The organism is Ruegeria spongiae (assembly GCF_023502395.1).
Taxonomy (GTDB): Bacteria; Pseudomonadota; Alphaproteobacteria; order Rhodobacterales; family Rhodobacteraceae; genus Ruegeria_C; species Ruegeria_C spongiae.
The window spans coordinates 129,241-152,647 of sequence record NZ_JAMFMB010000005.1; the positions used below are offsets into that span (position 1 = coordinate 129,241).

The 23,407-nt window shown below is 63.4% G+C and carries 27 protein-coding genes; 5 read left to right on the plus strand and 22 right to left on the minus strand.

Translation table 11 applies throughout. From position 1 onward, the window contains the following. Positions 1 to 68 precede the first annotated feature (68 nt). From M3P21_RS06050 to M3P21_RS06070, 5 genes are all read left to right on the plus strand, one after another. The gene (locus M3P21_RS06050) at positions 69 to 368 is read left to right on the plus strand and encodes an FtsB family cell division protein (RefSeq protein ID WP_249707701.1); all 300 of its coding nucleotides are present in this window, start codon (positions 69 to 71) and stop codon (positions 366 to 368) included. Positions 369 to 495: 127 nt separating this feature from the next. After that, the gene (pdhA, locus tag M3P21_RS06055; RefSeq protein WP_249707703.1) at positions 496 to 1,485 is read left to right on the plus strand and encodes a pyruvate dehydrogenase (acetyl-transferring) E1 component subunit alpha; all 990 of its coding nucleotides are present in this window, start codon (positions 496 to 498) and stop codon (positions 1,483 to 1,485) included. Between the two features lie 15 nt (positions 1,486 to 1,500). Further along, a complete protein-coding gene (locus M3P21_RS06060) occupies positions 1,501 to 2,877 on the plus strand; it encodes a pyruvate dehydrogenase complex E1 component subunit beta (RefSeq protein WP_249707704.1) in 1,377 nt (458 codons plus the stop codon). An 11-nt stretch (positions 2,878 to 2,888) separates the two neighbouring features. Continuing rightward, positions 2,889 to 3,149, plus strand: a complete 261-nt coding sequence (locus M3P21_RS06065) for a hypothetical protein (RefSeq protein ID WP_249707705.1) — start codon at positions 2,889 to 2,891, stop codon at positions 3,147 to 3,149. Position 3,150: 1 nt separating this feature from the next. Continuing rightward, a complete protein-coding gene (locus M3P21_RS06070) occupies positions 3,151 to 4,458 on the plus strand; it encodes a pyruvate dehydrogenase complex dihydrolipoamide acetyltransferase (RefSeq protein ID WP_249707706.1) in 1,308 nt (435 codons plus the stop codon). Positions 4,459 to 4,538: 80 nt separating this feature from the next. Here the strand turns inward: M3P21_RS06070 and cysE are convergent, their stop codons facing one another. From cysE to M3P21_RS06180, 22 genes are all read right to left on the minus strand, one after another. Then, complete coding sequence (cysE, locus tag M3P21_RS06075; RefSeq protein WP_249707707.1) at positions 4,539 to 5,348, minus strand: serine O-acetyltransferase; 810 nt, start codon at positions 5,346 to 5,348, stop codon at positions 4,539 to 4,541. A 108-nt stretch (positions 5,349 to 5,456) separates the two neighbouring features. Then, positions 5,457 to 5,753: a DUF7742 family protein gene (locus tag M3P21_RS06080; protein ID WP_249707708.1), complete on the minus strand. Its 297-nt coding sequence runs from the start codon at positions 5,751 to 5,753 to the stop codon at positions 5,457 to 5,459. A 4-nt stretch (positions 5,754 to 5,757) separates the two neighbouring features. Then, the gene (locus M3P21_RS06085) at positions 5,758 to 9,699 is read right to left on the minus strand and encodes a baseplate multidomain protein megatron (protein WP_249707709.1); all 3,942 of its coding nucleotides are present in this window, start codon (positions 9,697 to 9,699) and stop codon (positions 5,758 to 5,760) included. Continuing rightward, positions 9,699 to 10,145 (minus strand): NlpC/P60 family protein, encoded by a 447-nt coding sequence (locus tag M3P21_RS06090; protein ID WP_249707710.1) that lies wholly within the window; start codon positions 10,143 to 10,145, stop codon positions 9,699 to 9,701. The genes M3P21_RS06085 and M3P21_RS06090 overlap by 1 nt, the downstream gene beginning before the upstream one ends. Then, positions 10,142 to 11,029, minus strand: a complete 888-nt coding sequence (locus tag M3P21_RS06095; RefSeq protein ID WP_249707711.1) for a phage/gene transfer agent baseplate hub protein — start codon at positions 11,027 to 11,029, stop codon at positions 10,142 to 10,144. The genes M3P21_RS06090 and M3P21_RS06095 overlap by 4 nt, the downstream gene beginning before the upstream one ends. Continuing rightward, the gene (locus M3P21_RS06100) at positions 11,029 to 11,664 is read right to left on the minus strand and encodes a DUF2460 domain-containing protein (RefSeq protein ID WP_249707712.1); all 636 of its coding nucleotides are present in this window, start codon (positions 11,662 to 11,664) and stop codon (positions 11,029 to 11,031) included. Before M3P21_RS06100 ends, M3P21_RS06095 begins: the two co-directional genes overlap by 1 nt. A gap of 12 nt (positions 11,665 to 11,676) precedes the next feature. Further along, positions 11,677 to 12,339: an RcGTA-type gene transfer agent tail tape measure protein gene (locus tag M3P21_RS06105; RefSeq protein WP_249707713.1), complete on the minus strand. Its 663-nt coding sequence runs from the start codon at positions 12,337 to 12,339 to the stop codon at positions 11,677 to 11,679. Further along, positions 12,329 to 12,535 (minus strand): rcc01693 family protein, encoded by a 207-nt coding sequence (locus M3P21_RS06110; RefSeq protein WP_249707714.1) that lies wholly within the window; start codon positions 12,533 to 12,535, stop codon positions 12,329 to 12,331. The genes M3P21_RS06105 and M3P21_RS06110 overlap by 11 nt, the downstream gene beginning before the upstream one ends. After that, the gene (locus tag M3P21_RS06115) at positions 12,532 to 12,852 is read right to left on the minus strand and encodes a gene transfer agent family protein (RefSeq protein WP_249707715.1); all 321 of its coding nucleotides are present in this window, start codon (positions 12,850 to 12,852) and stop codon (positions 12,532 to 12,534) included. Before M3P21_RS06115 ends, M3P21_RS06110 begins: the two co-directional genes overlap by 4 nt. A gap of 3 nt (positions 12,853 to 12,855) precedes the next feature. Then, positions 12,856 to 13,269 carry a phage major tail protein, TP901-1 family gene (locus tag M3P21_RS06120; RefSeq protein ID WP_249707716.1) on the minus strand — a complete coding sequence of 138 codons (414 nt, stop codon included), beginning with the start codon at positions 13,267 to 13,269 and terminating at the stop codon, positions 12,856 to 12,858. A gap of 23 nt (positions 13,270 to 13,292) precedes the next feature. Further along, entirely contained in the window at positions 13,293 to 13,706 is a 414-nt protein-coding gene (locus M3P21_RS06125; protein WP_249707718.1) for a DUF3168 domain-containing protein, read from the minus strand. After that, positions 13,703 to 14,041 (minus strand): phage head closure protein, encoded by a 339-nt coding sequence (locus tag M3P21_RS06130; RefSeq protein WP_249707720.1) that lies wholly within the window; start codon positions 14,039 to 14,041, stop codon positions 13,703 to 13,705. The genes M3P21_RS06125 and M3P21_RS06130 overlap by 4 nt, the downstream gene beginning before the upstream one ends. Then, positions 14,038 to 14,637 carry a head-tail connector protein gene (locus tag M3P21_RS06135; RefSeq protein WP_249707721.1) on the minus strand — a complete coding sequence of 200 codons (600 nt, stop codon included), beginning with the start codon at positions 14,635 to 14,637 and terminating at the stop codon, positions 14,038 to 14,040. The genes M3P21_RS06130 and M3P21_RS06135 overlap by 4 nt, the downstream gene beginning before the upstream one ends. 167 nt (positions 14,638 to 14,804) lie before the next feature. Next, positions 14,805 to 15,983 (minus strand): phage major capsid protein, encoded by a 1,179-nt coding sequence (locus tag M3P21_RS06140; protein WP_249707722.1) that lies wholly within the window; start codon positions 15,981 to 15,983, stop codon positions 14,805 to 14,807. 34 nt (positions 15,984 to 16,017) lie between these two features. Further along, the gene (locus M3P21_RS06145) at positions 16,018 to 16,569 is read right to left on the minus strand and encodes an HK97 family phage prohead protease (protein WP_249707723.1); all 552 of its coding nucleotides are present in this window, start codon (positions 16,567 to 16,569) and stop codon (positions 16,018 to 16,020) included. 32 nt (positions 16,570 to 16,601) lie between these two features. After that, a complete protein-coding gene (locus tag M3P21_RS06150) occupies positions 16,602 to 16,826 on the minus strand; it encodes a GTA head formation protein, RCAP_rcc01685 family (protein ID WP_249707724.1) in 225 nt (74 codons plus the stop codon). Further along, on the minus strand, positions 16,819 to 17,997 hold the full coding sequence (locus M3P21_RS06155) for a phage portal protein (RefSeq protein ID WP_249707725.1): 1,179 nt from the start codon (positions 17,995 to 17,997) through the stop codon (positions 16,819 to 16,821). The genes M3P21_RS06150 and M3P21_RS06155 overlap by 8 nt, the downstream gene beginning before the upstream one ends. A 182-nt stretch (positions 17,998 to 18,179) precedes the next feature. Beyond that, positions 18,180 to 19,523 (minus strand): DNA-packaging protein, encoded by a 1,344-nt coding sequence (locus M3P21_RS06160; protein WP_249707726.1) that lies wholly within the window; start codon positions 19,521 to 19,523, stop codon positions 18,180 to 18,182. Then, complete coding sequence (locus M3P21_RS06165; RefSeq protein WP_249707727.1) at positions 19,459 to 19,803, minus strand: hypothetical protein; 345 nt, start codon at positions 19,801 to 19,803, stop codon at positions 19,459 to 19,461. Before M3P21_RS06165 ends, M3P21_RS06160 begins: the two co-directional genes overlap by 65 nt. 236 nt (positions 19,804 to 20,039) lie before the next feature. Continuing rightward, complete coding sequence (gene mltG, locus M3P21_RS06170) at positions 20,040 to 21,194, minus strand: endolytic transglycosylase MltG (RefSeq protein ID WP_249707729.1); 1,155 nt, start codon at positions 21,192 to 21,194, stop codon at positions 20,040 to 20,042. Continuing rightward, positions 21,195 to 22,460: a beta-ketoacyl-ACP synthase II gene (fabF, locus tag M3P21_RS06175; protein ID WP_249707732.1), complete on the minus strand. Its 1,266-nt coding sequence runs from the start codon at positions 22,458 to 22,460 to the stop codon at positions 21,195 to 21,197. It lies immediately after the preceding gene. A gap of 195 nt (positions 22,461 to 22,655) precedes the next feature. Continuing rightward, a complete protein-coding gene (locus tag M3P21_RS06180; protein ID WP_249707733.1) occupies positions 22,656 to 23,399 on the minus strand; it encodes a 1-(5-phosphoribosyl)-5-[(5-phosphoribosylamino)methylideneamino]imidazole-4-carboxamide isomerase in 744 nt (247 codons plus the stop codon). Between the last annotated feature and the right edge of the window lie 8 nt (positions 23,400 to 23,407).

The window sequence follows — 23,407 nt, forward strand, 5'->3', positions numbered from 1 at the left end:
CTGTGCCATACTGTCCTGAGACGCCCGCAAAGGGCGCATGACAGGCAGTTTTCATAAGCGGTTTACACGTGACCCGATCCAATCGACCCAGCCTCGGCGCCCTGGCCTTCTTCGCCTTTGCCTTTGCCATCGGCACCTATTTCACCTTTGCCGCCGTGCAAGGGGATTTCGGGCTGTTCCGCCGGGTCGAGATCAGCGCCGAACGCAACATGCTGCAACGGGATCTGGCAACGCTGGATGCAGAGGTCGACCGGATGGAGAACCTGACCCGACGCCTGTCCGACGATTACCTCGATCTCGACCTGCTGGATCAACAGGCGCGCTCGGTTCTCGGGTTGCTCCGCTCGGACGAGATCGTCATTCGCTGACCGAGTGTTTTCAGCCGGTTTCAGCCGCGTTTCCCCGGCGGCAACATTATGGCTCGCCATCGCGCAAGAAATGCTCTAAAAGATAGTTTAACGCTAAACTATCTCAGCATAAGGGGATCCGCCGGCCATGGCAGCGCGTAAAAGCACAAAGAAACCAAACGTTTCCGCCGAAGAGCTGAAAGAATACTACCGTGAGATGCTGTTGATACGGCGATTCGAGGAAAAGGCCGGCCAGCTTTACGGCATGGGCCTGATCGGCGGGTTCTGCCATCTCTATATCGGGCAAGAAGCGGTTGTGGTCGGGCTCGAGGCCGCCACCGAAGAGGGCGACAAGCGCGTCACATCCTATCGCGACCACGGCCACATGCTGGCCTGCGGCATGAACCCCGACGGCGTGATGGCCGAGTTGACCGGACGCGAGGGCGGCTATTCCAAGGGCAAGGGCGGCTCGATGCACATGTTCTCGAAAGAGAAACATTTCTACGGTGGCCACGGCATCGTGGCGGCTCAGGTTCCGATCGGCGCCGGGCTGGCCTTTGCCGACAAGTACAAGGATAACGGCCGCGTCACCTTCACCTATTTCGGCGATGGCGCGGCCAACCAGGGCCAGGTCTATGAGACCTTCAACATGGCCGCGCTGTGGGCCCTGCCGGTGGTCTTCGTGATCGAGAACAACCAATACGCCATGGGCACCTCGCAACAACGCTCCACCTCGACCAAAGATATCTATCACCGCGGCGAGGCGTTCGGCATCGCGGGCGAGATTGTCGACGGCATGGATGTGCTGGCCGTCAAGGCGGCAGGCGAAAAGGCAACGGCACACTGCCGCGCGGGCAAGGGCCCCTATATTCTCGAAGTAAAAACCTACCGCTACCGGGGCCACTCGATGTCGGACCCAGCCAAATACCGGACCCGCGAAGAAGTGCAGAAAGTGCGCGAGGAACGCGACCCGATCGAACATGTGCGCGAGTTGCTGCTCAGCGGCAAACACGCAAGCGAAGACGACCTGAAGGCGATCGACAAGGACATCAAGCAGATCGTCAACAAGGCCGCCGACTTCTCGAAAGAGAGCCCCGAGCCCGCGCTCGACGAGCTCTGGACCGACATCTACGCCTGAGGGGACACACCAGACATGGCAACCGAAATTCTCATGCCCGCCCTCTCTCCGACGATGGAAGAAGGCACACTCGCGAAATGGCTGGTCAAGGAGGGCGACACCGTTTCCTCCGGCGACATCATGGCCGAGATCGAAACCGACAAGGCCACGATGGAATTCGAGGCGGTCGACGAAGGCATCGTCGGCAAGATTCTGGTCGCCGAAGGCACCGAGGCGGTCAAGGTCAACACGCCCATCGCAATCCTGGTCGAGGAAGGCGAAGACGCCTCCGCCCTGCCGGAGGCCGCACCAGCGGCTGACGCGGGCAATGAGGCGGCTCCCGCAGGGAGCTCCGAAGCGCCCGCCCCCGCTGCCAGCGCCCCCGCCGCCCCGCAGGTCGATCTGACCCCCGACTGGGCCGAGGGAACCGAGCTGAAACCGCAGACGGTGCGCGAGGCCCTGCGCGACGCCATGGCCGAGGAAATGCGCGCCGACCCGGATGTCTTCCTGATGGGCGAAGAGGTCGCCGAGTATCAGGGTGCCTACAAGGTCAGCCAGGGCCTACTGGACGAGTTCGGCTCCAAACGCGTCATCGACACGCCGATCACCGAACACGGCTTTGCCGGCATCGGCGTCGGCGCGGCCTTTGGCGGGTTGAAACCGATTGTCGAATTCATGACCTTCAACTTCTCGATGCAGGCCATGGATCATATCGTCAATTCGGCAGCAAAGACGCTCTATATGTCCGGCGGCCAGATGGGCGCGCATATGGTCTTCCGTGGTCCCAACGGCGCTGCTGCCCGCGTCGGTGCCCAGCACAGCCAGGACTACGCGGCCTGGTTCATGCAGGTTCCGGGCCTGAAGGTTGCCATGCCCTACACGGCTGCTGACGCCAAGGGCCTGCTGAAATCCGCGATCCGTGACCCCAACCCGGTGATCTTCCTGGAAAACGAAATCCTCTATGGCCGCAGCTTCGACGTACCGGTGCTGGATGATTTCACGATCCCCTTCGGCAAGGCCAGGATCTACCGCGAAGGCAGCGATGTCACCATTGTCAGCTTCGGCATCTCGATGCAATTCGCGCTCGAAGCCGCCGACAAGCTGGCCGAGGACGGCATCAATGCCGAGGTGATCGACCTGCGTACGCTGCGCCCGATGGATACCGGTGCCATCATCAACTCGGTGATGAAAACCAACCGTCTGGTCACGGTCGAAGAAGGCTGGCCGCAAGGCTCGGTCGGCAGCTACATCTCTTCGGTGGTGATGCAACAGGCCTTCGACTATCTCGACGCGCCGGTCATCAACTGCACCGGCAAGGACGTGCCGATGCCCTATGCCGCCAATCTGGAAAAACTGGCGCTGGTGACCACGGACGAGGTGATCGCCGCCGTCAAAGAAGTGACCTACCGCTAAGAGGGGCCGGAATGGAGATCAGGGGCCGCGATCCAGCAACGGAATGCTACCGGGTGAGCCTCACGGTCGATGGCCGTGAGGTGACCGGGCTGGTGCCCGAACGGCTGGCCGCAGATATGCGCCTGATCGGCACCCGCCCCACCCACCAGACGGCCTATGTCTGGATGGCCGAGAACAAACGGAAAATCACCGCCGCGATCCAAACGCTTGCGCGCGGCACCGGGCGCCCCAGGGCGCCTTTCGACCAAATTACTTTGATTGAGGACCGCTGAGATGCCCACCGAAATCCTGATGCCCGCCCTGTCCCCGACCATGGAGGAAGGCACGCTGGCAAAATGGCTGGTCAAGGAGGGCGATGCCGTGTCGTCCGGCGACCTGCTGGCCGAGATCGAAACCGACAAGGCCACGATGGAGTTCGAGGCGGTTGACGAAGGCATAATCGGCAAGATCCTCGTCCCCGACGGCAGCGAGGGCGTGAAGGTGAACACCGCCATCGCCGTATTGCTGGAAGAGGGCGAAAGCGCTGATGACATCGCCGCCAGCCCGGCCAAGGCACCGGAAGCCGCGCCAGCGGCTGACGCGGGCGACAAGGCGGCCCCCGCAGGGGGCTCCGCGGCGCCCGCCCCTGCCCCGGCCGCGTCCCAGACAAGTGATGGCACCCGCATCTTCGCCTCACCGCTGGCCCGCCGCATCGCCGCCCAGAAGGGCCTCGACCTCAGCCAGATCGGCGGCTCCGGCCCGCATGGCCACATCGTGAAAGCCGATGTGGAAGGGGCCAGCCCTTCGGCCACAAAACCTGCACCTGCTGCCGCTCCCGCCGCTGCTGCCCCTGCTGTAGCCCCGGCAAGCGGCCCCTCGACCGACATGGTCGCCCGCATGTATGAGGGCCGCGAATATGAGGAAATCGCACTCGACGGCATGCGCAAGACCATTGCCGCGCGCCTCACCGAAGCGAAACAGTCGATCCCGCATTTCTACCTGCGCCGCGACATCAAGCTCGATGCACTACTCAAGTTCCGCAGCCAATTGAACAAGCAATTGGAATCGCGCGGCACCAAGCTCAGCGTCAACGACTTCATCATCAAGGCGATGGCAAACGCGCTGCAACAAGTCCCCGAATGCAACGCGGTCTGGGCCGGAGACCGTGTCTTCCAGCTGAAGCCCTCCGACGTCGCCGTTGCCGTCGCGATCGAAGGTGGCCTGTTCACGCCGGTCCTGAAAGACGCCGACATGAAATCGCTCTCGGCGCTCTCGGCGGAAATGAAAGACCTCGCCGCCCGTGCCCGCGACCGCAAACTCGCGCCGCATGAATATCAGGGCGGCAGCTTTGCGATCTCCAATCTTGGCATGTTCGGTATCGACAATTTCGATGCCATCGTGAACCCGCCCCATGCCGGTATTCTGGCGGTGGGAACGGGCGTCAAGAAACCGGTTGTCGGGGAGGACGGCGAATTGACCGTGGCCACCGTGATGTCGGTCACCATGTCGGTCGATCACCGGGTCATCGACGGGGCGCTTGGTGCGCAACTGCTGCAAGCCATTGTCGATAATCTGGAAAACCCGATGATGATGCTGGCCTGAAGCATCGCCAAACACATAAAACGCCGCCGAAGCCCGGCGGCGTTTTCAAGTCTTGAGCCCGGTTCAGCGGTGGCGTGCCATCACAAGCCGGATCGAAACATCTGGTTCATGCTGACCGCAGGCTGGTCGCAACCCGCTTCTCCGACAATCTTGGCCGGGATACCGGCAACCGTCTTGCAAGGCGGCACTTCGGACAGAACCACCGACCCGGCGGCGATCCGGCTGCACCGGCCCACGCGTATATTGCCCAGCACCTTGGCGCCGGCACCGATCAGCACCCCGTCTTCGATCTTGGGGTGACGGTCCTCTTCTTCCTTGCCGGTGCCCCCAAGGGTGACCGAATGCAGCATCGAGACATTATCTCCCACCACAGCCGTTTCACCGATCACGATTGAATGCGCATGGTCGATCATGATCCCCTTGCCGATCCGTGCGGCGGGATGAATGTCGATCCCGAAAATCTCGGATATCCGCATCTGGAAGAAATAGGACAGATCGTGCTGGCCCTGGTTCCACAACCAATGCGCGATGCGATAGCCCTGCATCGCCTGATAGCCTTTGAAATAGAGCACTGGCTGCAGCAAACGGTGGCAGGCGGGGTCACGCTCATACACCGCGACCAGATCGGCGCGCGCCGCCTCGACCAGTTCCGAAGATCTGGCATAAGCGTCATCCGCGATCTCGCGCAGGATCACCATCGACATCTCGTTTGAGGCCAGTTTGGCCGCGATCCGATAAGACAGCGCTTTTTCCAACGACCGGTGGTGCAGGATACAGGCATGCACCAACCCCCCCATCAGGGGTTCGTCCCGCACTGCTTCCTCTGCCTCCTTGGTGATCTGATCCCAGACCGGATCGACAGGAGAAATATTTGCACGCGTTTCGGCCATCGCTCTGCCTCCTAAATTGCGCAGTTCTTATATGTAGCGCAAAATGCGGCCTGCCGAAAGCGGTCCAGGTTCAATTTTCTGCCAACGCTCTGTAATCGTGACAGTCTTTCACATGGCCCCTTTTGCGCCGCGATAGCGCATCACCGCCCGCAGGACCTCGATCACGCAGGCGCAGTAATCCGGGTCGTCAAAACCCGGCTCATCCGCAAGCCGGGTTTTGCGCGCCGCCGCCATCAGCGATCCGTTACCATATCGCGGGTGCAGCCGCCCGGTTTGCGCCACATGGGCAGCGGCTTCGGCGGCCTCCGCCACCAGCCGGGCACCGGCCCGCCGGCGCGCGCCGGGTGCGACCGTCAGCAAGGCGCGCGCGGCATTGCTGACATCACCATGCAGAACCGGCAACACCGGCTTACTGCCCCCAATTCAGGCCCGCAAATGGCCCCGACCCGAAACGCGCCGAAACCTGCGCCACCTCGATCCGCACACCGCTCTGTGTGTCGTCCTGCGCCTGCATGGCAGCGGTATAGACCCATTCCGGCGCGCCGAGCGTCGCCTCGCGCAGCACCGAACCACCCCGGAGAACCCGCAGCAGATAGGACTCGCTTTCCTCACCCAATGGCACCTCCGGCGCGTCCCAACTGTCGCCATCGATCCGGGTGCGGCGAATCCAATTCAGCTTGTGGCCCTGGGCAACAGGATCAGCCCGCAGATGCACCGGCGCATAGGGCCGCAACCCGTTGCCGTCAAAGGCTTCGACCCGATACAGGTATACGGGATCATCATAGCCACGCCCCGCAGGTCCGATCCTGAAATGACGCGCGATCCGGCGCTCGGAACTCGACAGACCCAGTTGCGTGACCGTGCGGTCGAGCAGCACAAAGACCGATCCCTCGGGCCAGACATCGCGCATCAGCGCGTCACTGCCCAACTGCCCCCGCAGCCGGTTGCGCAACAGATAGGTCTCGGGTGCAATCAGTTCGGCTTCCGCGAACTGCAGCAGTTCCCAATTGCCGCTCGACCCGTCGCCGATTGCCGCCAGATTCGCGCCGTTCAGCAACGCCTCTGCGCCCCGCGACTCCAGTTCCCCGGAAATCAGCCGCACTTGCAGATCCGCGCCGCGATCCCACAACCCGGGCCGCGCCCGGAACAGTGGGGTCTCTGTCCGCCCGATCACCGATTGCGCCGCGATGATCTCGCCCAATTCGTAATCCTCGTCACTGGACGACCGGTATACCGCGACCGAGCCCGGCCAGGGATCGGCCGCAACCGCCAGATAAGGCGCATGCGGCACCTCGTCCCCGGTCATCAAAGGCAGGTCCAGGAACATCGGCGTGACCGGCAAGGGCGGCGCAAAGGCGCGCAGCGCGGGCACATCCTCGGCCATTTCGGTGGTCTCATAAATGCCGGGCTCGACCCGCACCGCCTCGATCAGTTGCAGATCGGTCTGTTCGACCCGGTCCACGCGGTAGCGCGCCGTATTGCCGTCTGGTGCCGGCAATTGCACGACATCCCCCGCGCCCAGCGCCAATTTCGACGGTGGCAACGCAAACCGGGCCGTGTCGCGCGATACGCGTGCCTCGGCCAGCCAGCGTTCCACCGTCTGACGCCCTTCGGCGCGTGTCAGGGCGAGCGGTATCTCGCTTGTCGCCACTGCATGGGTCGCATCATCGGGCAGAATCGCCTCTTCCGAGATCGCATCGAAATCGCCGCCCGCTTGCACGAAGCGCAACCGCACCCGCCCGGTCATGTCCACCTCACCTTCGCGGCGCAATTCAACATCGCCGTCCAACTCGCCGCTCGCGGCAAACTGTTCGGGCAGGATTTTGATGGCCTGCTTGCCATCGCGTAGTCGGAAGACCAGCTTGCCGTCGCGCTCGATCGCATCGAAGCCGTAGCGCAGCATCAGAGGTTGCAACGCCGCGCGCGCGTCCTCGACCTGATCCAGCACATAGCCGCGCACCACGCCCCAGAGTTCCGAGACATCCAGATCGTCCACCAGATTGGACGCGCGACAAATCTCGGACACAACAGATGCCAGCGACCTGTTGCTCACCCGCCCGTTCAGCCAATGCCCGCGCGCATAGTTGCCACCATCGCTCCATTGCTCACGATTATTGGGGAAGACCGGGAATGGCCGGGCGTCCCAAGCCCAGACATAGGCATTCGCCATGTCGATCATGCGCCCGTCATAGTCACTTGCGACAGGATTGTGCTGAGGCTGCGCCCAATAGCCAAGAACCGCCTTCAGATACTGCATTTGAACAAAGTCGTCGCGCAAACCGTTGGAATGGTGTGGCAATCTGGATTCAGAGGATTTCGGATCCAGAAACTTGTTGGGTTGGTTCGGACCCTTGTCGATGGCCGCGCAGCCCAGCTCGGTGAACCAGAACGGTTTTGACCCCGGCACCCAGTCGGTTGGCTGCGCCTGCCGAACCCCGCCGATCCGCTCGAAATGGCGCTGCAACCACCAGTTCCGCAAATCCTTGTAGCGCCAGACCCACGGCTCGTCATGATCGCCATCTGTGATCGGCGTGCGGACCTGCGCCGCCCGTGCCTCGGATGAGGCATAATACCAATCAAACCCCTCGCCGCCCTCGATATTCGACTGCAAATAACCGATGTCATAAATCGAGTTTGTCCCCGCCTGCGCGTCCAGGTGGTCATCCTCGTCGCGCCAGTCGGCCATCGGCATGTAGTTGTCGATCCCGATGAAGTCGATGTTTTCATCCGCCCAGAGCGGGTCCAGATGGAAATACCGATCACCGGGCGCATCGCCCGGCTGATAGCCGAAATACTCCGACCAGTCCGCCGCATAGCTTATCTTTGTATCAGGCCCCAGAATCGCGCGCGCATCCGCCGCCAACTGCCGCAGCGCGTCAACCGCGGGAAAGCCGTTCGCGCCTCGGATCTGGGTCAGCCCCCGCATTTCAGAACCGATGCAGAACGCCGAAACACCCCCCGCCGCCGCACATAGCGCCGCGTAATGCAGGATGAACCGGCGAAAGCTCCATTCCTGCGGGCCGCTGTAAGACACACGGCCCGAGGCGATCTGGAAATGCGACCTTTGGGCGGTTCCAAAGAACGCAGCCACCTCGTCATCCGCCGCCGCCGTCTTGTCCGGGCTGCCCGCACGGCCCGGAGCCTCGCTCAGCGTGATCCGCCCGCGCCAGGGCAGAACAGGCTGGCTTTCGGCCTCGCTCCAGGGGTCGGACAACGCGTTACTCTCATCCTGATCCATCAGGATGAAAGGATAGAACATCACCCGTTTTCCCTGCGCTTGCAGATGCTTAATCGCCTCAACCACAGAATCATCCGCCGGGGTGCCGCCATAAATCGGCTCACCATCCTTGCGCGGCACTTCGGCCACCCCGGACCGGCCCGTGTCGGACACGCGCCACGGCATGTTGGCTCCGTCGATCTCGCGCCGCTCGATCTTGGGTTCGACCCGGCATTCACCGCAGCGCAGGTCGCCGCCGAACCAGGACACCACCAATGAGACGGCACCGCATGCCGGAACCTCTTCGCGCAAGGCTTTCATGGATTGTACGAAATCGGTCCGCCCGGTCGGCGAATGGACATTTGCCGCCCAATGCTGCCCCCAACCCTTGCTGTAGTTGACCTGCCTTGTGGCCAGCGAGTATTCCCCGGTCCCCGGCACAATCGCCACCGCGCGCACGGCCTGGCCCAGGTCCTCGCGAAAATCCTCGGCCTCCGCCTGCGCCGGTCGCACCACCTCGAACGAAAATTGCGGCACCCGATTGCCGAACTGGCCCAGAGGCAGGTTCTCCATCACCACATATGCGGTGCCTCGATAGGCAGGCACCGCGCCGGTGCCTTCGACCGCCTCCATCGTCGGGTCAGGCAATTGATCGGCGCTGCCGGTATAGACGCGCATGTTCAGCCGGTCATGCTCGATTTCTTCGCCATCGACCCAGACGCGCCCAACCGACGCGATCTCTCCTTCGCACAGCGCCAGTGCCAGCGACACCGAGTAGCTGTATTCGGTCACTTTCGGTTCCGGTGGTTTGGGCGCGCCCTTGCCGCCGCCTCCGCCACCGCTGGTTGAGACATGTTCGCGGAACTGCGAGGCCCAGATCATCTGTCCGGCGATCCGCATCCTGCCATGCAGCCGCGAAACCACCGCACCCTCACCCGATTGAGTCAAACGAAACCGGTCCACCTTGCCGGTCTCGACCGGTTCGGCGCCCTGCCCCAGCAATCGGTTGTCGATAAGTCTGCCAACCGTCGCGCCAACCGCGCGCCCAATCGCCACCGAGGACAGGCCCGCAAAGGTGCCCCCGATGGACCCGCCAATGGCCGCTCCGGCCGCAGATAGGACGATCGTCGCCATCACTTCACCTCCACAGGAAATTCAAACCGGGCCACCACCTTGCGCCGCCAGGGCGCGCTCAGCGCGCTCTCCACCACCCCATGCCCGGAATAGGAATGGATGAAGCGGGGCACAGGCCCCAGCTCGGACAGGATGCCCACATGTTTCGCCACTGACCCCGACCGCATCCGGAACAGCAGCACCTCACCGGGCAACCAAGGCCCCGTCTCACAGGGGATCAGGTGGCGGCGCGCTGCCGCCCACATCCGTTCCTCACCCTGCGGCTCGGACCAGTCCATGCTGTATGCCGGGGCTGTCTCGGGTTCAGCACCATAGCACTCGCGCCAGACGCCGCGGATCAGCCCCAGACAATCGCACCCGGCACCACGAGCGGCGGCCTGATGCCGATAGGGTGTACCCAGCCAACCCCGCGCAACCCGCACGATTTCTGTTCCACGCGCACTCACCTGCGGCTCCCGCCCTTGTTCGAGCCCGAGCGTTTCGGCACTGCCATCAACCAGTCCTCGCCCGGCAGATCCGGGAAACCCTGAAAGTTGAGCAGATTGTTGAACTTCATCCGGCATGTTTCCATCCGCTTGTCGCATCCCGCCACAAGCCGCACCCGGTCGCCCGATGCCACTGCAGCGCGCAATGGCTCCCACAGCTCGATCTGGCGGTGACCGTTGCGAATGCGGTCCGTCTTGATCGTGCCCCAGAGCCCCTTGGCAGCGCCGTCAAGAACGTCCAGCCTGCCCCTTTCAAACCAGGCCGGGGCAAACCCCGGCAATTCACCCCACCGGAACTTCACACCTTCTTCTATCTCAACCACCTCCAACGCGGTGGCATAGCCCGCCTTGTCGAGATCGAACCCGCAAGAGCGATCCCCCAGAACCGCCGTACACGGCTTCTGAAAGACCCGCCCCAAAGGACGGTTCAGCTGGTCGGTCAAGCCGCGCAGCTCGGCCTGAAACGCACCGCCTGCCTGGCGCAGCTCGCCCAGCGCGCCACGAAACTGCATCAAGCGCATCTGAGGATTTGCCCAGTTCACCAGCCAGGCGGTCACTTCGGCCCCGTCATAGCGGCCTGCCTCGATGTCCTCGGCCCGGATCGAGGCATCGCTCAACGCGCCCACCGCCTCGGAATTGTCCACCGACAGTCCCGTGCCCTGCTGCAGGGCTGCGGCCGTCAGGCCGGTATCAGCCCGGAACTGCAGCCCGTCGAACTCCAGATCGCAATCGTGGTCGGTGAACCCGTGCCGCGTGCCGTCCTTGCGCCGGATCTCCCAACAGCGGCTGAGGGTGGTCAGCCCACTCTCCAGATGATCCTGCAACTCTTCTGTCAGACCCGCCATCACACCCGAACCTCCACCACTGGTACATTCGGCACATCGCCTGCCTGAAAGCTCGCCACGCTGGTCTGGATACGGTCGGTGTCGAACCGCACCGGAACGTCGAACTCGAACCCGGCGGTGATCTGCGTCTCTGCCGCAGGCGCGACAGCAAAACTCACCAGACCCGAGGTTTCGTCGATCTCGAAATCCACCCCCTCGCGCTGCTCGTCCTGCTCGATGCCGACCCGAACGCTGCCGCGCACCGGTTTCAGGATGGGCCTTTCATAGGTGAATTCACCCGAGCGATAGAGCTTGGCCAGACGGAACGTGCGCAGCGCGCCATCGCCGACACCAATCACCTGATCGCCATAGGACACCTCTGCCGACGACGATGCCGACTTGAAGTCCGACCAATCCTTCCAGCGAAAGCCGCACAGCTGCCCACGCCGCGCCTCGAAGAACGCAATCAGCGTCTCGACATCGTCAAGCGACCGCATCCCCAGCCCGGCATCATACCGCCGGCGCGAATGCGCCCAGGGCGAGTTGCGCTCTTCGAACCCGTTGGCCAGCGTGACCACATCGGTCCGCCTCTCAGGCCCGCCCACCGAGCCGAAGCTCAGCGAGGCGGGAAACCGTACCTCGTGAAAGTTGACCATGACTGCTCTCCCCTAGCGATTGCGATTGCCCTGGCTCAGTGCGCGGCCCATCTGCGCCGCGATCTGGCCCTGGCTGCGCCGGAAGCTCTGGGCATCCGGCGTCGAAATGTTCATGACGACATTCACCGACCGACCGCCACCCGACTGGCGCACGCCCAGCTTGCCGTCGGCACCGCGCGCCAGCGGCATGATCGCCTCAGGCCCGGCCTCGCCCATCAGCCCCATGCCACCGCGCATCGGAAAATTAACCGGCCCGGACACCACGCCACCATTGGCAAAAGGCATCACCCGGCCCTGCGCGAACCCTGCCCCATTCGCAAATGGCAAGATGCCCGACATGATATTGCCAACCCCATCCGCCAGCAGCCCCCCAACATGGTTGGTCACAGGCTTGATCGCTGCCGAATAGGCCGTCTGGATCATCGAGTCCCGGATGGTCGAGAACGCATCCGACAGCTTCATCCCGTCGAACACCATCCCGTCAAAGGCCCGGCGCAGCCCCTTGGACATGCCGCGCTCCAGCGTTTCGACATCCTTGCCGGTCGCGGCAAGCGCAGACCGCACCCGCCGCAGCTCGGTGTCAAAACCTGCGGCCATCGCCGCCGTGCTGCCAAGCGTTTCGCCCAGCGCCTCTCCGCTTTCCTGCAGATCAGAAATTCCGTCGCTATCCGTCATCATCCTCTCCATTCCCGGCATCCGGATAGGCCGCAAGCAGCGCATCCAACCCCGTCCTGTCCAAAGGTCGCCCCGCCGCCGCCTGTCCCAGCATCAACCGCAGTTCCGCCGGTGTCAGTTGCCAGAACGCTTGCGGAGACAGGCGCAGCCCTTGCATCCCAGCCCGCATCAGATCGGGCCAGTCGAACCCGCTCATGTCTCGCCCGGCACCATGAAGGCCCGCGCGATCAACTCTGCCGCCGCCCTGGCCGCCCCCATGGGGCCGCCAGCGATCTCGGCCCGCAGCAGATCAGCAGAGGTCACATCCGCACCCCCGCCGCGCAGCCCCGCCACGATCAGTGCCAGCACATCGCGGCCTGAAAACGCGCCGCCCTCAAAGCGTTGCACCAGATCCACCAGCGAGCCGCTTTCCAGCGTGGCCTCAAGCTCGGCCAGCGCTCCCAGTGTCAGCTTCAGCACCCGCCGCTCGCCATCGATCTCAATGGCCACTTCGCCCGCCCACGGATTGGCCATGTCTCAGAGCGCCGTAAAGCTCAGCGCCCCGGCGCTGGCCATCGACATCTCATAGGTGGCCTCGCCATTATGGCTGCCGGCATATTCGATCGAGGTCCCCTGAAACGGCCCCTCGACAATGCCAAAATCGGGGATGATCACCTGAAACTCGGGCGTCTCACCGTCGAAAAACAATTGCCGCGCCCGCTCATCGGTATTGGCGTCCTTGAACACGCCCGAACCCGAGATCGCCGCCGATTTCACTCCGGCCCCCGACAACAGCTCGCGCCAGCCACCCTGGCTTTCCAGACTGGTCACATCGACGCTCTCGGCGTTGAAACTCACCCGCGTGGCGCGCAGCCCCGCAATCGTTTCGAACAGACCACCGCCATTCATATCCACTTTGACCAACAGGTCCTTGCCGTTCTGAGCACCCATATCCGTGCCTCCAAAGCTAAAGTTCAGTTGTCTTCGACGCGCGCGCGAAAGCGCAGGTCGATCCGCCGCACGGCCCCGCCCGAGCCGGTCCGCCGCGCCACCGCGCGCTCGAACCACAGCCCCACCAGCCGCCCCCGGCCCAGCGTCAGAGGCGCATCCTCCAACGCATCCCCGATCAGGCCCGCCAGTTCCTTGGACGCGGCAAACCCCGCCGCTTCGGAAACCACCGAGACCGTGAAGCGATGCTCCGAACCGCGTCCGTTCACATCCGAGCGGTCGCGTGCCTCTTCCGGGCCCAGCGCAATATAGGTCTCGGGCACCGTCCCAGAGGGCAGCGCGTCATAGATCGCAGTGCCGACCCGCGCGCTGATCTCTGCATCCGCCGAGAGGTGCTGAAACACCGCCACCTGCAATGCCGCCGCCATGCCATAGCTCATGCCGATACCTCTTCATCCGCGAAACAGGTCAGATAGCGCCCGTCCGATCCCAGATCCGCCACCGCCCGGATCGCATAGATCCGATCGCCCTCGCGCAGCCGCTGATCTGCCTCGGGCCGCATGGACGAGCCCTGGGGCGCGGCGCGCAGCACGATCCGGTAGCTGACCCGCGAAACCGTGGCCCCGGCCTGCGCGCGCACCGTGCCGCTGCGCGCTTTCACCTCGCCCCAGAGCGTGCCCAGCGCCAGCCAGCTCTCGCTGAACCCACCGGCCCCGTCCGCCACCCGCGAGGGCACCTCCAGCACCAGCTTGCGGTTGAGACGCGGCGCGCTCATTGCCCCGCTCCCAGCCCCAGACGCATCCGGCAATAGCGCTGGATCAGGCTGGTCACACCAAATGGCATGCAGCCATCACCCAGGGCCGTCTCCTGCCGGTACTCGTAATAATGCGCGGCCAGTAACAACACCGCCTGACCCAGATCGGCGGGCAAACCGCCCCAATCCGCCGCCATCCCGGCAGTCAGCGCGATCCGCGCCGATCCGCCCTGCACGATCATCGGCATCGCTCCCCCGGCCGCAATCATCCGCGGCCGCTGGCTGTCTTTCTCCAGCCGATAGCTTTCGGCACTCAATATGCTCTCATCACCCGACGCGTTCACCAGAACCACCGAGCGCAATTCGGTGACCGGCGCCACCGGCAGCACCTCGCCGGACGGATCGCGCCACCGGTTCAGAACCAGCGAAAATGATCGCGTGATCAGCACCTTGCCCGTGCGCGTTTCGATCGCCGCGATTGCAGCCCTCAGAAACCCGCGCAGAACTCCATCCTGCAGATCCCCTTCGGCAAACCCGGTGCCCAACCGCAAATGCGCCTTGAACTGATCCACCGGCAACGCCGCATCCGGGATCGAGGTTTCTTCGGTCAACATCATAGATTCACTCCGCAAACTCGGACCCCTCCGGGTCGCGTTCCCTGATTGATGCGGACGCGCACCACCCCACGTCGCTCGAACGGAGGGGAGCAGCTAGACAACGTGAAAGGCTTTCACGGCGCACGCCCGCACACGGGCCGGTTCCCCGGCCCGCACTTCGGTTCCGCTTACGCGGTGCCGAATTTCAGCAGCTTGATCGCGGCAAAATCGCTCACGTCACCGCCCACACGCTTGCTGGCATAGAACAGCACATGCGGCTTGGCGCTGAACGGATCGCGCAGCACGCGCAGATCTGGACGCTCGGCAATGGTGTAGCCCGCCGCGAAATCACCAAAGGCGATCGAGTAGCTGTCGGTGCCGGGATCGGGCATGTCCTCGGCGATCACCACCGGGTAACCCATCAGACGCGCAGGCTCTCCCGCTGCCAGACCATCGGACCACAGGAAGCGGCCATCAGCATCCTTGAGCTTGCGCGCGGTGCCCGCAGTCTTGGAATTCATCACAAAGCTGCCATTGGCGCGGTACTCCGCACCCAGCGCATAGACGAGGTCGACAATCGCATCCGCCTCGATATCACCATCAACACCGGTCGGCACATAACCCAGATTGCCCCAGGCCCAGACATCATTGTCCACCTTGGCGTGATCCAGAATGCCGCGCGGCTTGTCGACGCCGTCGCCGGTGATAAAGGCCCCCGCCTCGGCGCGGGCAAACTTGTCGGCGATGCGACCAGCCAGCCAGTTTTCGATCTCAAACGCGCTGTCATCCAGCAGGCGCTGCGAAGCTTTCGGCAGGGCCGACAGCTCATGCAACGGAATCGAGATACGGTCGATGCTCGGCGTGCCGGTCTCAGCCGAAGGCGTGTTTTCAGCCGCCCAGCCAGCGCCGACATCGGAATGGTCGACGAGCACGTCATACGAGTTGGCCTCGACATTCACCACCGACGCGATCGAGCGGATCGACGCGGTCGATTTCAGCACCGACTTGATCACATCCGAGGTCTGCGGGTCGATCAGGAAACCGCCATCGGCGCTGACCGCCGTGGACATGGATTTTGCCTCCATCTCCAGACCGCGCAGGGCGTCATCATCGCCCGAACGCAGATAGTCGCCAAAGGCCTTCTGATGCGGCAGACCCGCCTCGATGGAACCCGCCAGAGGCGGACGGCCCGCCAGTTGAGATTTACGATCCAGCATACTCACTCGCTCTTCTGTTTGTTTGAGTTTGGTTTCAAGTTCCGTCCGGAACCCTTTGAACTCGCTGACAAAGCCAGCCATCGCCCGCTTCACCTCCTGCACCGGCGGCACAGCCGCTCCGGTCAAGGCCGACGCATCGGTCCTGCTCATGGGAACACCCCTTTTCCTGCTGTTTGTCGCGGCGCTATCGCTGCGCCAGGTCCTGCCTTGCGCCATCCAGCACATCGGCAATGTCGCGCCAGGCCTCGGCCTCGTCGGGCGTCACGCCCTTGGCCGTCACCCGCGCACTGGGCAGCATCGGAAAGGTCACCAAGGACACCTCCCAAAGCTCCAGTTCCGTCAGCAGCCGATGGCCGCTCTCATCCTTGCGCGCCTTGGTGGTGCGATAGCCAATGGACAGCCCATCAATCGCCCCCGCCTTGATCAGCGCCACCGCCTCGCGCCCCTTCTGGGTGTCCTGCAGCAACCGCCCCTTGACCCAGAGGCCGTTCGCATCCTCGCGCACCTCTTCCCAGACACCGATCGGCTGGGCCGGATCATGCTGCCACAGCATCTTGACACGCTGACCCGCCGCGCCCAGCTTTTCCAGCGACCTAGCATAGGCACCCGGCATCACCCGGTCGCCGCCCTGATCCACCTGCCCGAACAGGCTGGCATAGCCCGCGATCGTGGCGTCTTCGGCAACGCTCAGGCCTTCGCCAAAGCGGGCAAACTTGTGTTCCAACTCTGTGTTCATTTCGCGAACACCTCCTTGCAAACCCTTGAAAATCATGGCGCAACCACCACCAGCGATTGAAACGCCTGCGCCAGGATCACCGCTGCAACCCCGTAGACCGTCAGCCACAACCGCTTTTCCAGCCGCTGCATCAGCTCTTCCATCTGGTCCAGCCGCTGGCACAGATGCTCGTGCTGGATCGCTGCGACCCGCTCATGCGCCGCCAGCCGCAGCCCCGGCGCACAGTCAAAAGGCACGTATCCCGGCCCCTCAGCCATCCGCCTCTCCTACAGGCAGCCCCAGCAGCGCGCGTTTCTCTGCACCGCTCAGGAAATCCGCGTTGTTCACCCGCGCCCATTGCGCATCCCGCTCGGTGGCCAGCGCCGGCACCTGATCCAGATCCGGCTTCAGCTCGACCGCCTCGCCGCTGAACCCCGACAGCCAGTCCGACAGCGCCGCCGCCACCCGCATCACCAGAGGCAGCACGGTCAGGCGATAAAACGCCCGGTTGGCCTCCTGATAGTTCGAATAGGTCGCGTCCCCCTGGATGCCCAGCAACATTGGCGGCACCCCAAAGGCCAGCGCGATCTCGCGGGCGGCGGCTTCTTTGGTCTTCTGAAACTCCATATCCGAGGGCGAGAACCCCATCGGCTTCCAATCAAGGCCCCCTTCCAGAACCATCGGCCGCCCGGCATTGCGCGCGCCCTGATAATTCGCCTCGATCTCGTCGCTCAACCGGCGGAACTGATCCTCGGCCATGACGCCCTGGCCATCCGACCCGTTCCAGACCAGCGCCCCCGAAGGCCGCGCCGCATTGTCCAAAAGCGATTTGGACCAGCGCGAGGCCGCATTGTGTACGTCCACCGCCATCGCCGCTGCCTGCATCGGCGCAAAACCATAATGGTCGTCCTGCGGGTGAAAGCTCTTGATATGGCAGATCGCCGGGTTGAGACCCGATACATCGAACCGATGCTTTCGCCCGCCCACGGCGTATTCATAAGCCACCGGCCAACCATCCGGCCCCGGTACCACGCTCACCCGATCCGAGCGCAGCACATGCAGCTCCAGCGGCAGACCGCCCTCGCCCTGCACGGCCTCGACATAGGCATTGCCCGCCAACAGCAACTGCGCAAACAGCGCCTCGAACAGATCAGCCTTGCCCTGCGCCGCATTGGGCCGCCGGATCAGCGACAGCAGCGGATGCGTCTCATAGCGCTGCTCCGCATCCTGCAGGACCAGCGGCAGCGCCGAGGCCGCCTCGGCGATCAGCTTGACCGAGCGGAACCCGACCGGGTTGCCCGCAAACCCGGTGCGTGTCAGCGAGGCCGTGTCCCGCGCGCTCCACGCCACGCGGCCCGCGCTGTGCCATGTAACCACCGGCCCGGCCGCACTTGCCTTGGCCTCAGGTGCCTCCGCCTTTGCCCCGCGCCGCAAGAAATCAAATACCATCCGTGATGCTCCTCATTGCCCACCGCGCCAGTGACGCCTCACCGCTTCGTTGACACCGTTATCCCGCAAAGAAGTTGAAAGCTTCGGAACCCACCGTTCCGCCCGCACGCAACGCCAAAAGAAAAAGGCGCCCCAATCCGGAGCGCCCTGTTTTCATGTAACTTCTGATAATCTCAGAAAGGTCACAAAACCCGCAACCGCGGCCGTTTGTACTGCACCGCCGCAGCGATCATCAACTCATGCAAGGCCCAGACCAGCGCATCCACCCGGTCGGGCGATCCCTGCCCCTCAAACCCGCGCGCGGTCATCAGGCACATCTGCTCCTCAAGCGCACCTAGCCCGCGGGTATGGAACACCTTCCCCTGCTCATAAAGCGCCGCCACCGGCTCGGCCCGCGCCGCCTTGCCGCGCGCCGCATGGACCGGTTTGAACGGCACCAGAGGATCGACCTGACGCAAGACCTCTTCGACAAGCTGGCCGCCCTGATTGACCTCGGCCACCAGCCGCTCCGCCCCGAACTCTTCCATCGCGGCAATCGCTGCCCGTGCCCAGCCCGCAGGCCCAGCACCTTTCACTGTCCGGTCCGCCAGCACATAGGCCCGCCAGTCCTGCGGCGGCCCCTGCACTTTGGCACCAACCACCACGATCCCGCATTCGTCCGCCGAAGCGCCTGAACTTACCGAAGGATCCAGCGCCACAACAACCCGGTCCAAGTCGGGCGGCACCGCAACCAGCGCCCCCTCCAACATTCCAGACGTCCAGAGCGCGCCCTCGATATCGGACATCAGAACGCCTTCCAGCTCCTGCCGTCCCAACCGGGTTCCCGCATACCGCGCCCGCACCTCCTCAAGGAACGAAGCAGCAAGATTGGCCCGGTTTGCCTCGGTCGGCGCATGGGTCATGACCGTTGAGGGCGACGCGAGCAGATCCCGCAACGCCGCCACATTCCGAGGCGTCGTTGTGACACAAACCCGCGGTGCCTCGCCCAACCGCAATGCAAACTGCAACATGTCCCAGGTTTCGCCCGCCTTCTTCCATTTCGCCAGTTCATCCACCCAGGCCGCATCAAACTGCGGCCCGCGCAGCGCTTCGGGGTCCGAGGCCGAAAACGCCTGCGCCTCCGCCCCGTTCGGCCAGATCAGCCTGCGTTCCGAGGCTTTCCATTTCGGCCTGCGATCGGGCGGCGAGCAGGCCAATATCCCGCTATCGCCAAATATCATCACATCGCGCACCTGATCATAGGTCTCGCCCACCAGCGCCACCCGCCGCGCCGCGCCCTGATCCAGTGGCCTCGCGCCTTCGACCATCGAGCGCACCCATTCCGCCCCCGCGCGGGTCTTGCCCGCGCCACGACCGCCCATAACCACCCAGGCCCGCCAGTCGCCTTCTGGGGGCAATTGATGCGGCAGCGCCCAGAACTCGAATAAGTAAGGGAGGGCACAAAGCCCTCCCTCCCCGATGTCACTCAGGAATTCCTCCCTGACGGCAGCAGGCGCGGAGGCGAGCCAGTCGGCACCCGACTTCAAATCGAGCCTGCTCAAGGTCGAGGGCGTACCCGCCCTGGGCAATTCCGGTTTGGGCCTGATGTAGTTCGACAAAACTCTTCTCCACTTTTTGGCAGTCGCGGATTAACCCGCTCACATGTCCCAACTGCCTGGCTCCGCCAGCAAGATCTGCATCCTCCCCGGCCTCGATCTGTTTGCGCAGGTCTTCCGCCGCGTTACGCAGACCGCGAATGGTTTCCTCGAACGACGCCAACAGGTCTGCCGTCCGCGAAATCCGCTCCTCCGGGGTAATCAAAGTCATGTTTGCTCGTGACCTCATGCGTGAGTGATCTCCGCACGAGAGACATGAAAAAACGGCCACCGGGACTGTCCCGGGGCCGCAAACCCATGTCTTCTAGCATGACACAACTTATACGTGATAAAGCGCGGAGAGTCAAGACATCACGCAACACGCGCAACGGCTAACCGACCGGCACAGTTAAGAAATTCCTAATTTTGACTTCAGCGCCAAGCGGTTTGCAATCGTCTTGACCGCGCTCAGTTCGCCTGTTGCTGCGCCTCGATCTCGCGCCATTTGGCAACGTTGCGATTGTGCTCCTGCAGGGTTTCCGCAAAAGCATGCCCGCCGGTGCCATCGGCGACGAAGAAAATGAACCCGGTCTCGTCCGGGGCCACGGCGGCCTCTAGACTGGCCAATCCGGGATTGGCGATGGGCGATGGCGGCAAACCGTCGATCAGGTAAGTATTCCAGGGCGTTAAACGGCGAAGCTCACTGCGCCGCAACCCACGCCCCAGCACCCGCTGCCCCTTGGTGATCCCGTAGATCACCGTCGGGTCGGTCTGCAGCTTCATGCCTTGATTGAGCCGGTTGACAAAAACGCTGGCAACCTGCCCGCGTTCTTCGGGCAGCCCGGTTTCCTTTTCGATAATCGAGGCAAGGATCAGCATCTCTTCCGGCGAGGCCAGCGGCAACCCGTCCTGACGGCTCTCCCAGACCGCATTGATGCGCAGCACCTGCTTGTCCTGCATCTCTTGCAGAACCGCAGCCACCTCGGTGCCCGGTATCACCTCGTAGCTGTCGGGGGCCAGCATGCCCTCACCGGGCAATTCGCCAACCTCGCCGCTCAACACATCCCAGCCCTTGAGCACCTCGGCTACCTGCCACGTGGTAACGCCCTCGGCCATCGCGATCCGATAACGGGTGTCTGACTGGTCGCGTTTCTCTCCATAGATCTCCGGGGCGGCATCAGCACCCGGCTCGAACTCGGCCAGTTCCACAAATTGCAGACTCTGCGGATCCAACTCGCGAATCTCCATCTGGTTGCGCGTCACACCGATGCGATAGACGATCTCCGTACCGCAGGTGCTGGCACCGCCCTTGGTGATCTGATCGACGATCTGTTCCATCGTCGCGCCTTCACGCACAAGAAAGCTACCCGCCTTCAGATCGCCCGCCTTGTCCTGATAATCTGCCCCAATCCGGAAAATGCGCGCATTGGTCACCGCGCCCTGTTCAGCCAGATCGTTACTGACCCGGGTCATGTTCGACCCGGATTCAACGCGCAGGCACATCGCGCTGTCCAGCGGCCCTTCGGCGCGGTATTGCGATTGCCCCCACAGCACCACACCGGCGACCAGAAACAGGCCAACCAGCAGAACCGTCAGCATGTTCGAGGCGAGAGAACGCCACATTTAGCTGGCCTTTCCGAAGATCACGCTCGCATTGGTGCCGCCAAACCCAAAGGAATTCGACAGAGCCACATCAATCTTGCGTTCCCGCTTGGCATTTGGGGCCAGATCGACCTTTGTATCCACAGCCGGATTGTCCAGATTGATCGTTGGTGGGGCCACCTGATCTCGGATCGCCAGGATCGAGAAGATCGCCTCGATCGCGCCTGCCGCGCCCAGCAGATGCCCGGTGGCGGATTTGGTCGAGGACATGGTGACCTCGCCCGCATGATCGCCCAGCAGCCGCTCAACCGCGCCCAGCTCAATCGTATCCGCCATGGTCGAGGTGCCATGCGCGTTGATGTAATCCAGATCCGCAGCCGTCAACCCGGCGCTGGCCAGCGCGGCATTCATCGACCGCTCGGCCCCGTCACCATCTTCGGAGGGCGCAGTGATATGATAGGCGTCGCCCGACATGCCATAGCCCAGCACCTCGGCATAGATCTTGGCACCGCGCGCCTTGGCATGCTCATAGTCTTCCAACACAACAATGCCCGCGCCCTCGCCCATGACGAACCCGTCGCGATCCACGTCATAGGGGCGGCTGGCCGATTGCGGATCGTCACCATATTTGGTCGATAGCGCCTTGCAAGCATTGAAACCGGCAATCCCGATCTCGCAGATACAGCCTTCTCCACCACCCGCGATCATGACATCCGCATCGCCCGCCCGAATGATCCGGCTGGCATCACCGATGGCATGGGCCCCGGTGGAACAGGCGGTCACGACCGAATGGTTCGGGCCCTTGAACCCGAACCGGATCGACACCTGCCCCGAGGCCAGGTTGATCAGCGCGCCCGGAATGAAGAAGGGCGACACCCGGCGCGGGCCTCGGTCCTTGATCAGGTTGGCGGTTTCGGCAATCGAACCCAACCCGCCAATACCCGATCCGATCAGCACGCCGGTGCGCAGCCGGTCGGCCTCGTCCTCAGGGGTCCAGCCCGCATCGTGGCAGGCCATATCCGCCGCCGCGATGGAATAGAGGATGAAATCCTCGATCTTGCGCTGTTCCTTGGGCGGCATCCAGTCATCGGGATTGAAGCTGCCGTCGGTTCCGTCACCGCGCGGCACCTCGCAGGCATAGGTTGTCGCAACCCCCGAAGCCTCGGCATCAAACCGTGTGATCGGGCCCGCACCCGATTGCCCGTCCAGCAATCTCGACCAGGTTTCTTCAACGCCGCTTGCCAGCGGAGTGACCAATCCGAGACCGGTTACAACGACTCTGCGCATATAGTGCCTCATGCCTGCTTTTGATGTTCGTCATTGCTCTTAGCCTGCGCGGGGGGCCGGGGGCAAGTGTCCGGCACGTCACGGAAGTGTCCATCCGCCACCTAAACGGGCACAGGACCACAAATCTTCCGGTCATGCAGGCAAGCCCGCGCGCGGATTTTGGCAGCGCGCGAGCGAAAGGGCATCACACTCAGATCAGCGGAATTCCGCGACCGGTTCATTGGCCTGACGCGCCACGGCCAGAGCATCGCTCAGGTCCAGCGTCTTGAAGAACAGCGCCCTGCTTACCAGCGCACCCGAAATGTTGTGGATATAGGCCAGGCGCGAAATGTCATCGCTCGACCGGACCACGCCACTTGCGATCACCGGAGTCCGCGAATGGCTCGCCAGCGCGGAGATCAGGCCAAGCTGCGCCTCCAAATCCTCCATATCGCTGTCAATATCGGTCACGATGATCGCGGCCAGCGGCACGCCGTCAAACGCTTCGATGAAACTTTCAGGCGTGAAGGCGCTGGTGCTGCGCCAGCCTTCGGTCATCACCTGGCCGCGCCAGACATCGACCGACAGCACGATCTGATCGGGATATCGCTTGGCCATTTCCTTGACCATATCCGGCTCGATCGCCGCCAGCGTGCCAACCACCACGCGGCCAGCCCCCTTGTCGATCCAGCGTTCGATGGCCTCACGGCTGCGCATGCCGCCGCCAAGCTGCACCGGGATGCCCGCCGCACGGATGATTTCCTCGATCAACTCTCCATTGTCATCCTTGCCATCGATGGCATCGAAATCGGTGATCTGCATGTATTCGGCCCCGGCCGCCGCCCATCCGCGGGCAGTTTCGACAGGGTCGACATGCCACAGCATCGGGTCCTCAAGGCGTCCCTTTGTCAGGGTCACGCAATGCCCGTTCTGAAGTTCCATTGTCGGATAAATTATCATGGCCGGTC

Coding starts and splice junctions, on each gene's coding strand:
- pdhA (WP_249707703.1), top strand. CDS start 496: ATGGCAGCGCGTAAAAGCACAAAGAAACCAAACGTTTCCGCCGAAGAG.
- M3P21_RS06060 (WP_249707704.1), top strand. CDS start 1,501: ATGGCAACCGAAATTCTCATGCCCGCCCTCTCTCCGACGATGGAAGAA.
- M3P21_RS06065 (WP_249707705.1), top strand. CDS start 2,889: ATGGAGATCAGGGGCCGCGATCCAGCAACGGAATGCTACCGGGTGAGC.
- M3P21_RS06070 (WP_249707706.1), top strand. CDS start 3,151: ATGCCCACCGAAATCCTGATGCCCGCCCTGTCCCCGACCATGGAGGAA.
- cysE (WP_249707707.1), bottom strand. CDS start 5,348: ATGGCCGAAACGCGTGCAAATATTTCTCCTGTCGATCCGGTCTGGGAT.
- M3P21_RS06085 (WP_249707709.1), bottom strand. CDS start 9,699: ATGGCGACGATCGTCCTATCTGCGGCCGGAGCGGCCATTGGCGGGTCC.
- M3P21_RS06095 (WP_249707711.1), bottom strand. CDS start 11,029: ATGGCGGGTCTGACAGAAGAGTTGCAGGATCATCTGGAGAGTGGGCTG.
- M3P21_RS06100 (WP_249707712.1), bottom strand. CDS start 11,664: ATGGTCAACTTTCACGAGGTACGGTTTCCCGCCTCGCTGAGCTTCGGC.
- M3P21_RS06105 (WP_249707713.1), bottom strand. CDS start 12,339: ATGACGGATAGCGACGGAATTTCTGATCTGCAGGAAAGCGGAGAGGCG.
- M3P21_RS06110 (WP_249707714.1), bottom strand. CDS start 12,535: ATGAGCGGGTTCGACTGGCCCGATCTGATGCGGGCTGGGATGCAAGGG.
- M3P21_RS06115 (WP_249707715.1), bottom strand. CDS start 12,852: ATGGCCAATCCGTGGGCGGGCGAAGTGGCCATTGAGATCGATGGCGAG.
- M3P21_RS06120 (WP_249707716.1), bottom strand. CDS start 13,269: ATGGGTGCTCAGAACGGCAAGGACCTGTTGGTCAAAGTGGATATGAAT.
- M3P21_RS06125 (WP_249707718.1), bottom strand. CDS start 13,706: ATGAGCTATGGCATGGCGGCGGCATTGCAGGTGGCGGTGTTTCAGCAC.
- M3P21_RS06130 (WP_249707720.1), bottom strand. CDS start 14,041: ATGAGCGCGCCGCGTCTCAACCGCAAGCTGGTGCTGGAGGTGCCCTCG.
- M3P21_RS06135 (WP_249707721.1), bottom strand. CDS start 14,637: ATGATGTTGACCGAAGAAACCTCGATCCCGGATGCGGCGTTGCCGGTG.
- M3P21_RS06140 (WP_249707722.1), bottom strand. CDS start 15,983: ATGAGCAGGACCGATGCGTCGGCCTTGACCGGAGCGGCTGTGCCGCCG.
- M3P21_RS06145 (WP_249707723.1), bottom strand. CDS start 16,569: ATGAACACAGAGTTGGAACACAAGTTTGCCCGCTTTGGCGAAGGCCTG.
- M3P21_RS06150 (WP_249707724.1), bottom strand. CDS start 16,826: ATGGCTGAGGGGCCGGGATACGTGCCTTTTGACTGTGCGCCGGGGCTG.
- M3P21_RS06155 (WP_249707725.1), bottom strand. CDS start 17,997: ATGGTATTTGATTTCTTGCGGCGCGGGGCAAAGGCGGAGGCACCTGAG.
- M3P21_RS06165 (WP_249707727.1), bottom strand. CDS start 19,803: ATGACTTTGATTACCCCGGAGGAGCGGATTTCGCGGACGGCAGACCTG.
- mltG (WP_249707729.1), bottom strand. CDS start 21,194: ATGTGGCGTTCTCTCGCCTCGAACATGCTGACGGTTCTGCTGGTTGGC.
- fabF (WP_249707732.1), bottom strand. CDS start 22,460: ATGCGCAGAGTCGTTGTAACCGGTCTCGGATTGGTCACTCCGCTGGCA.
- M3P21_RS06180 (WP_249707733.1), bottom strand. CDS start 23,399: ATGATAATTTATCCGACAATGGAACTTCAGAACGGGCATTGCGTGACC.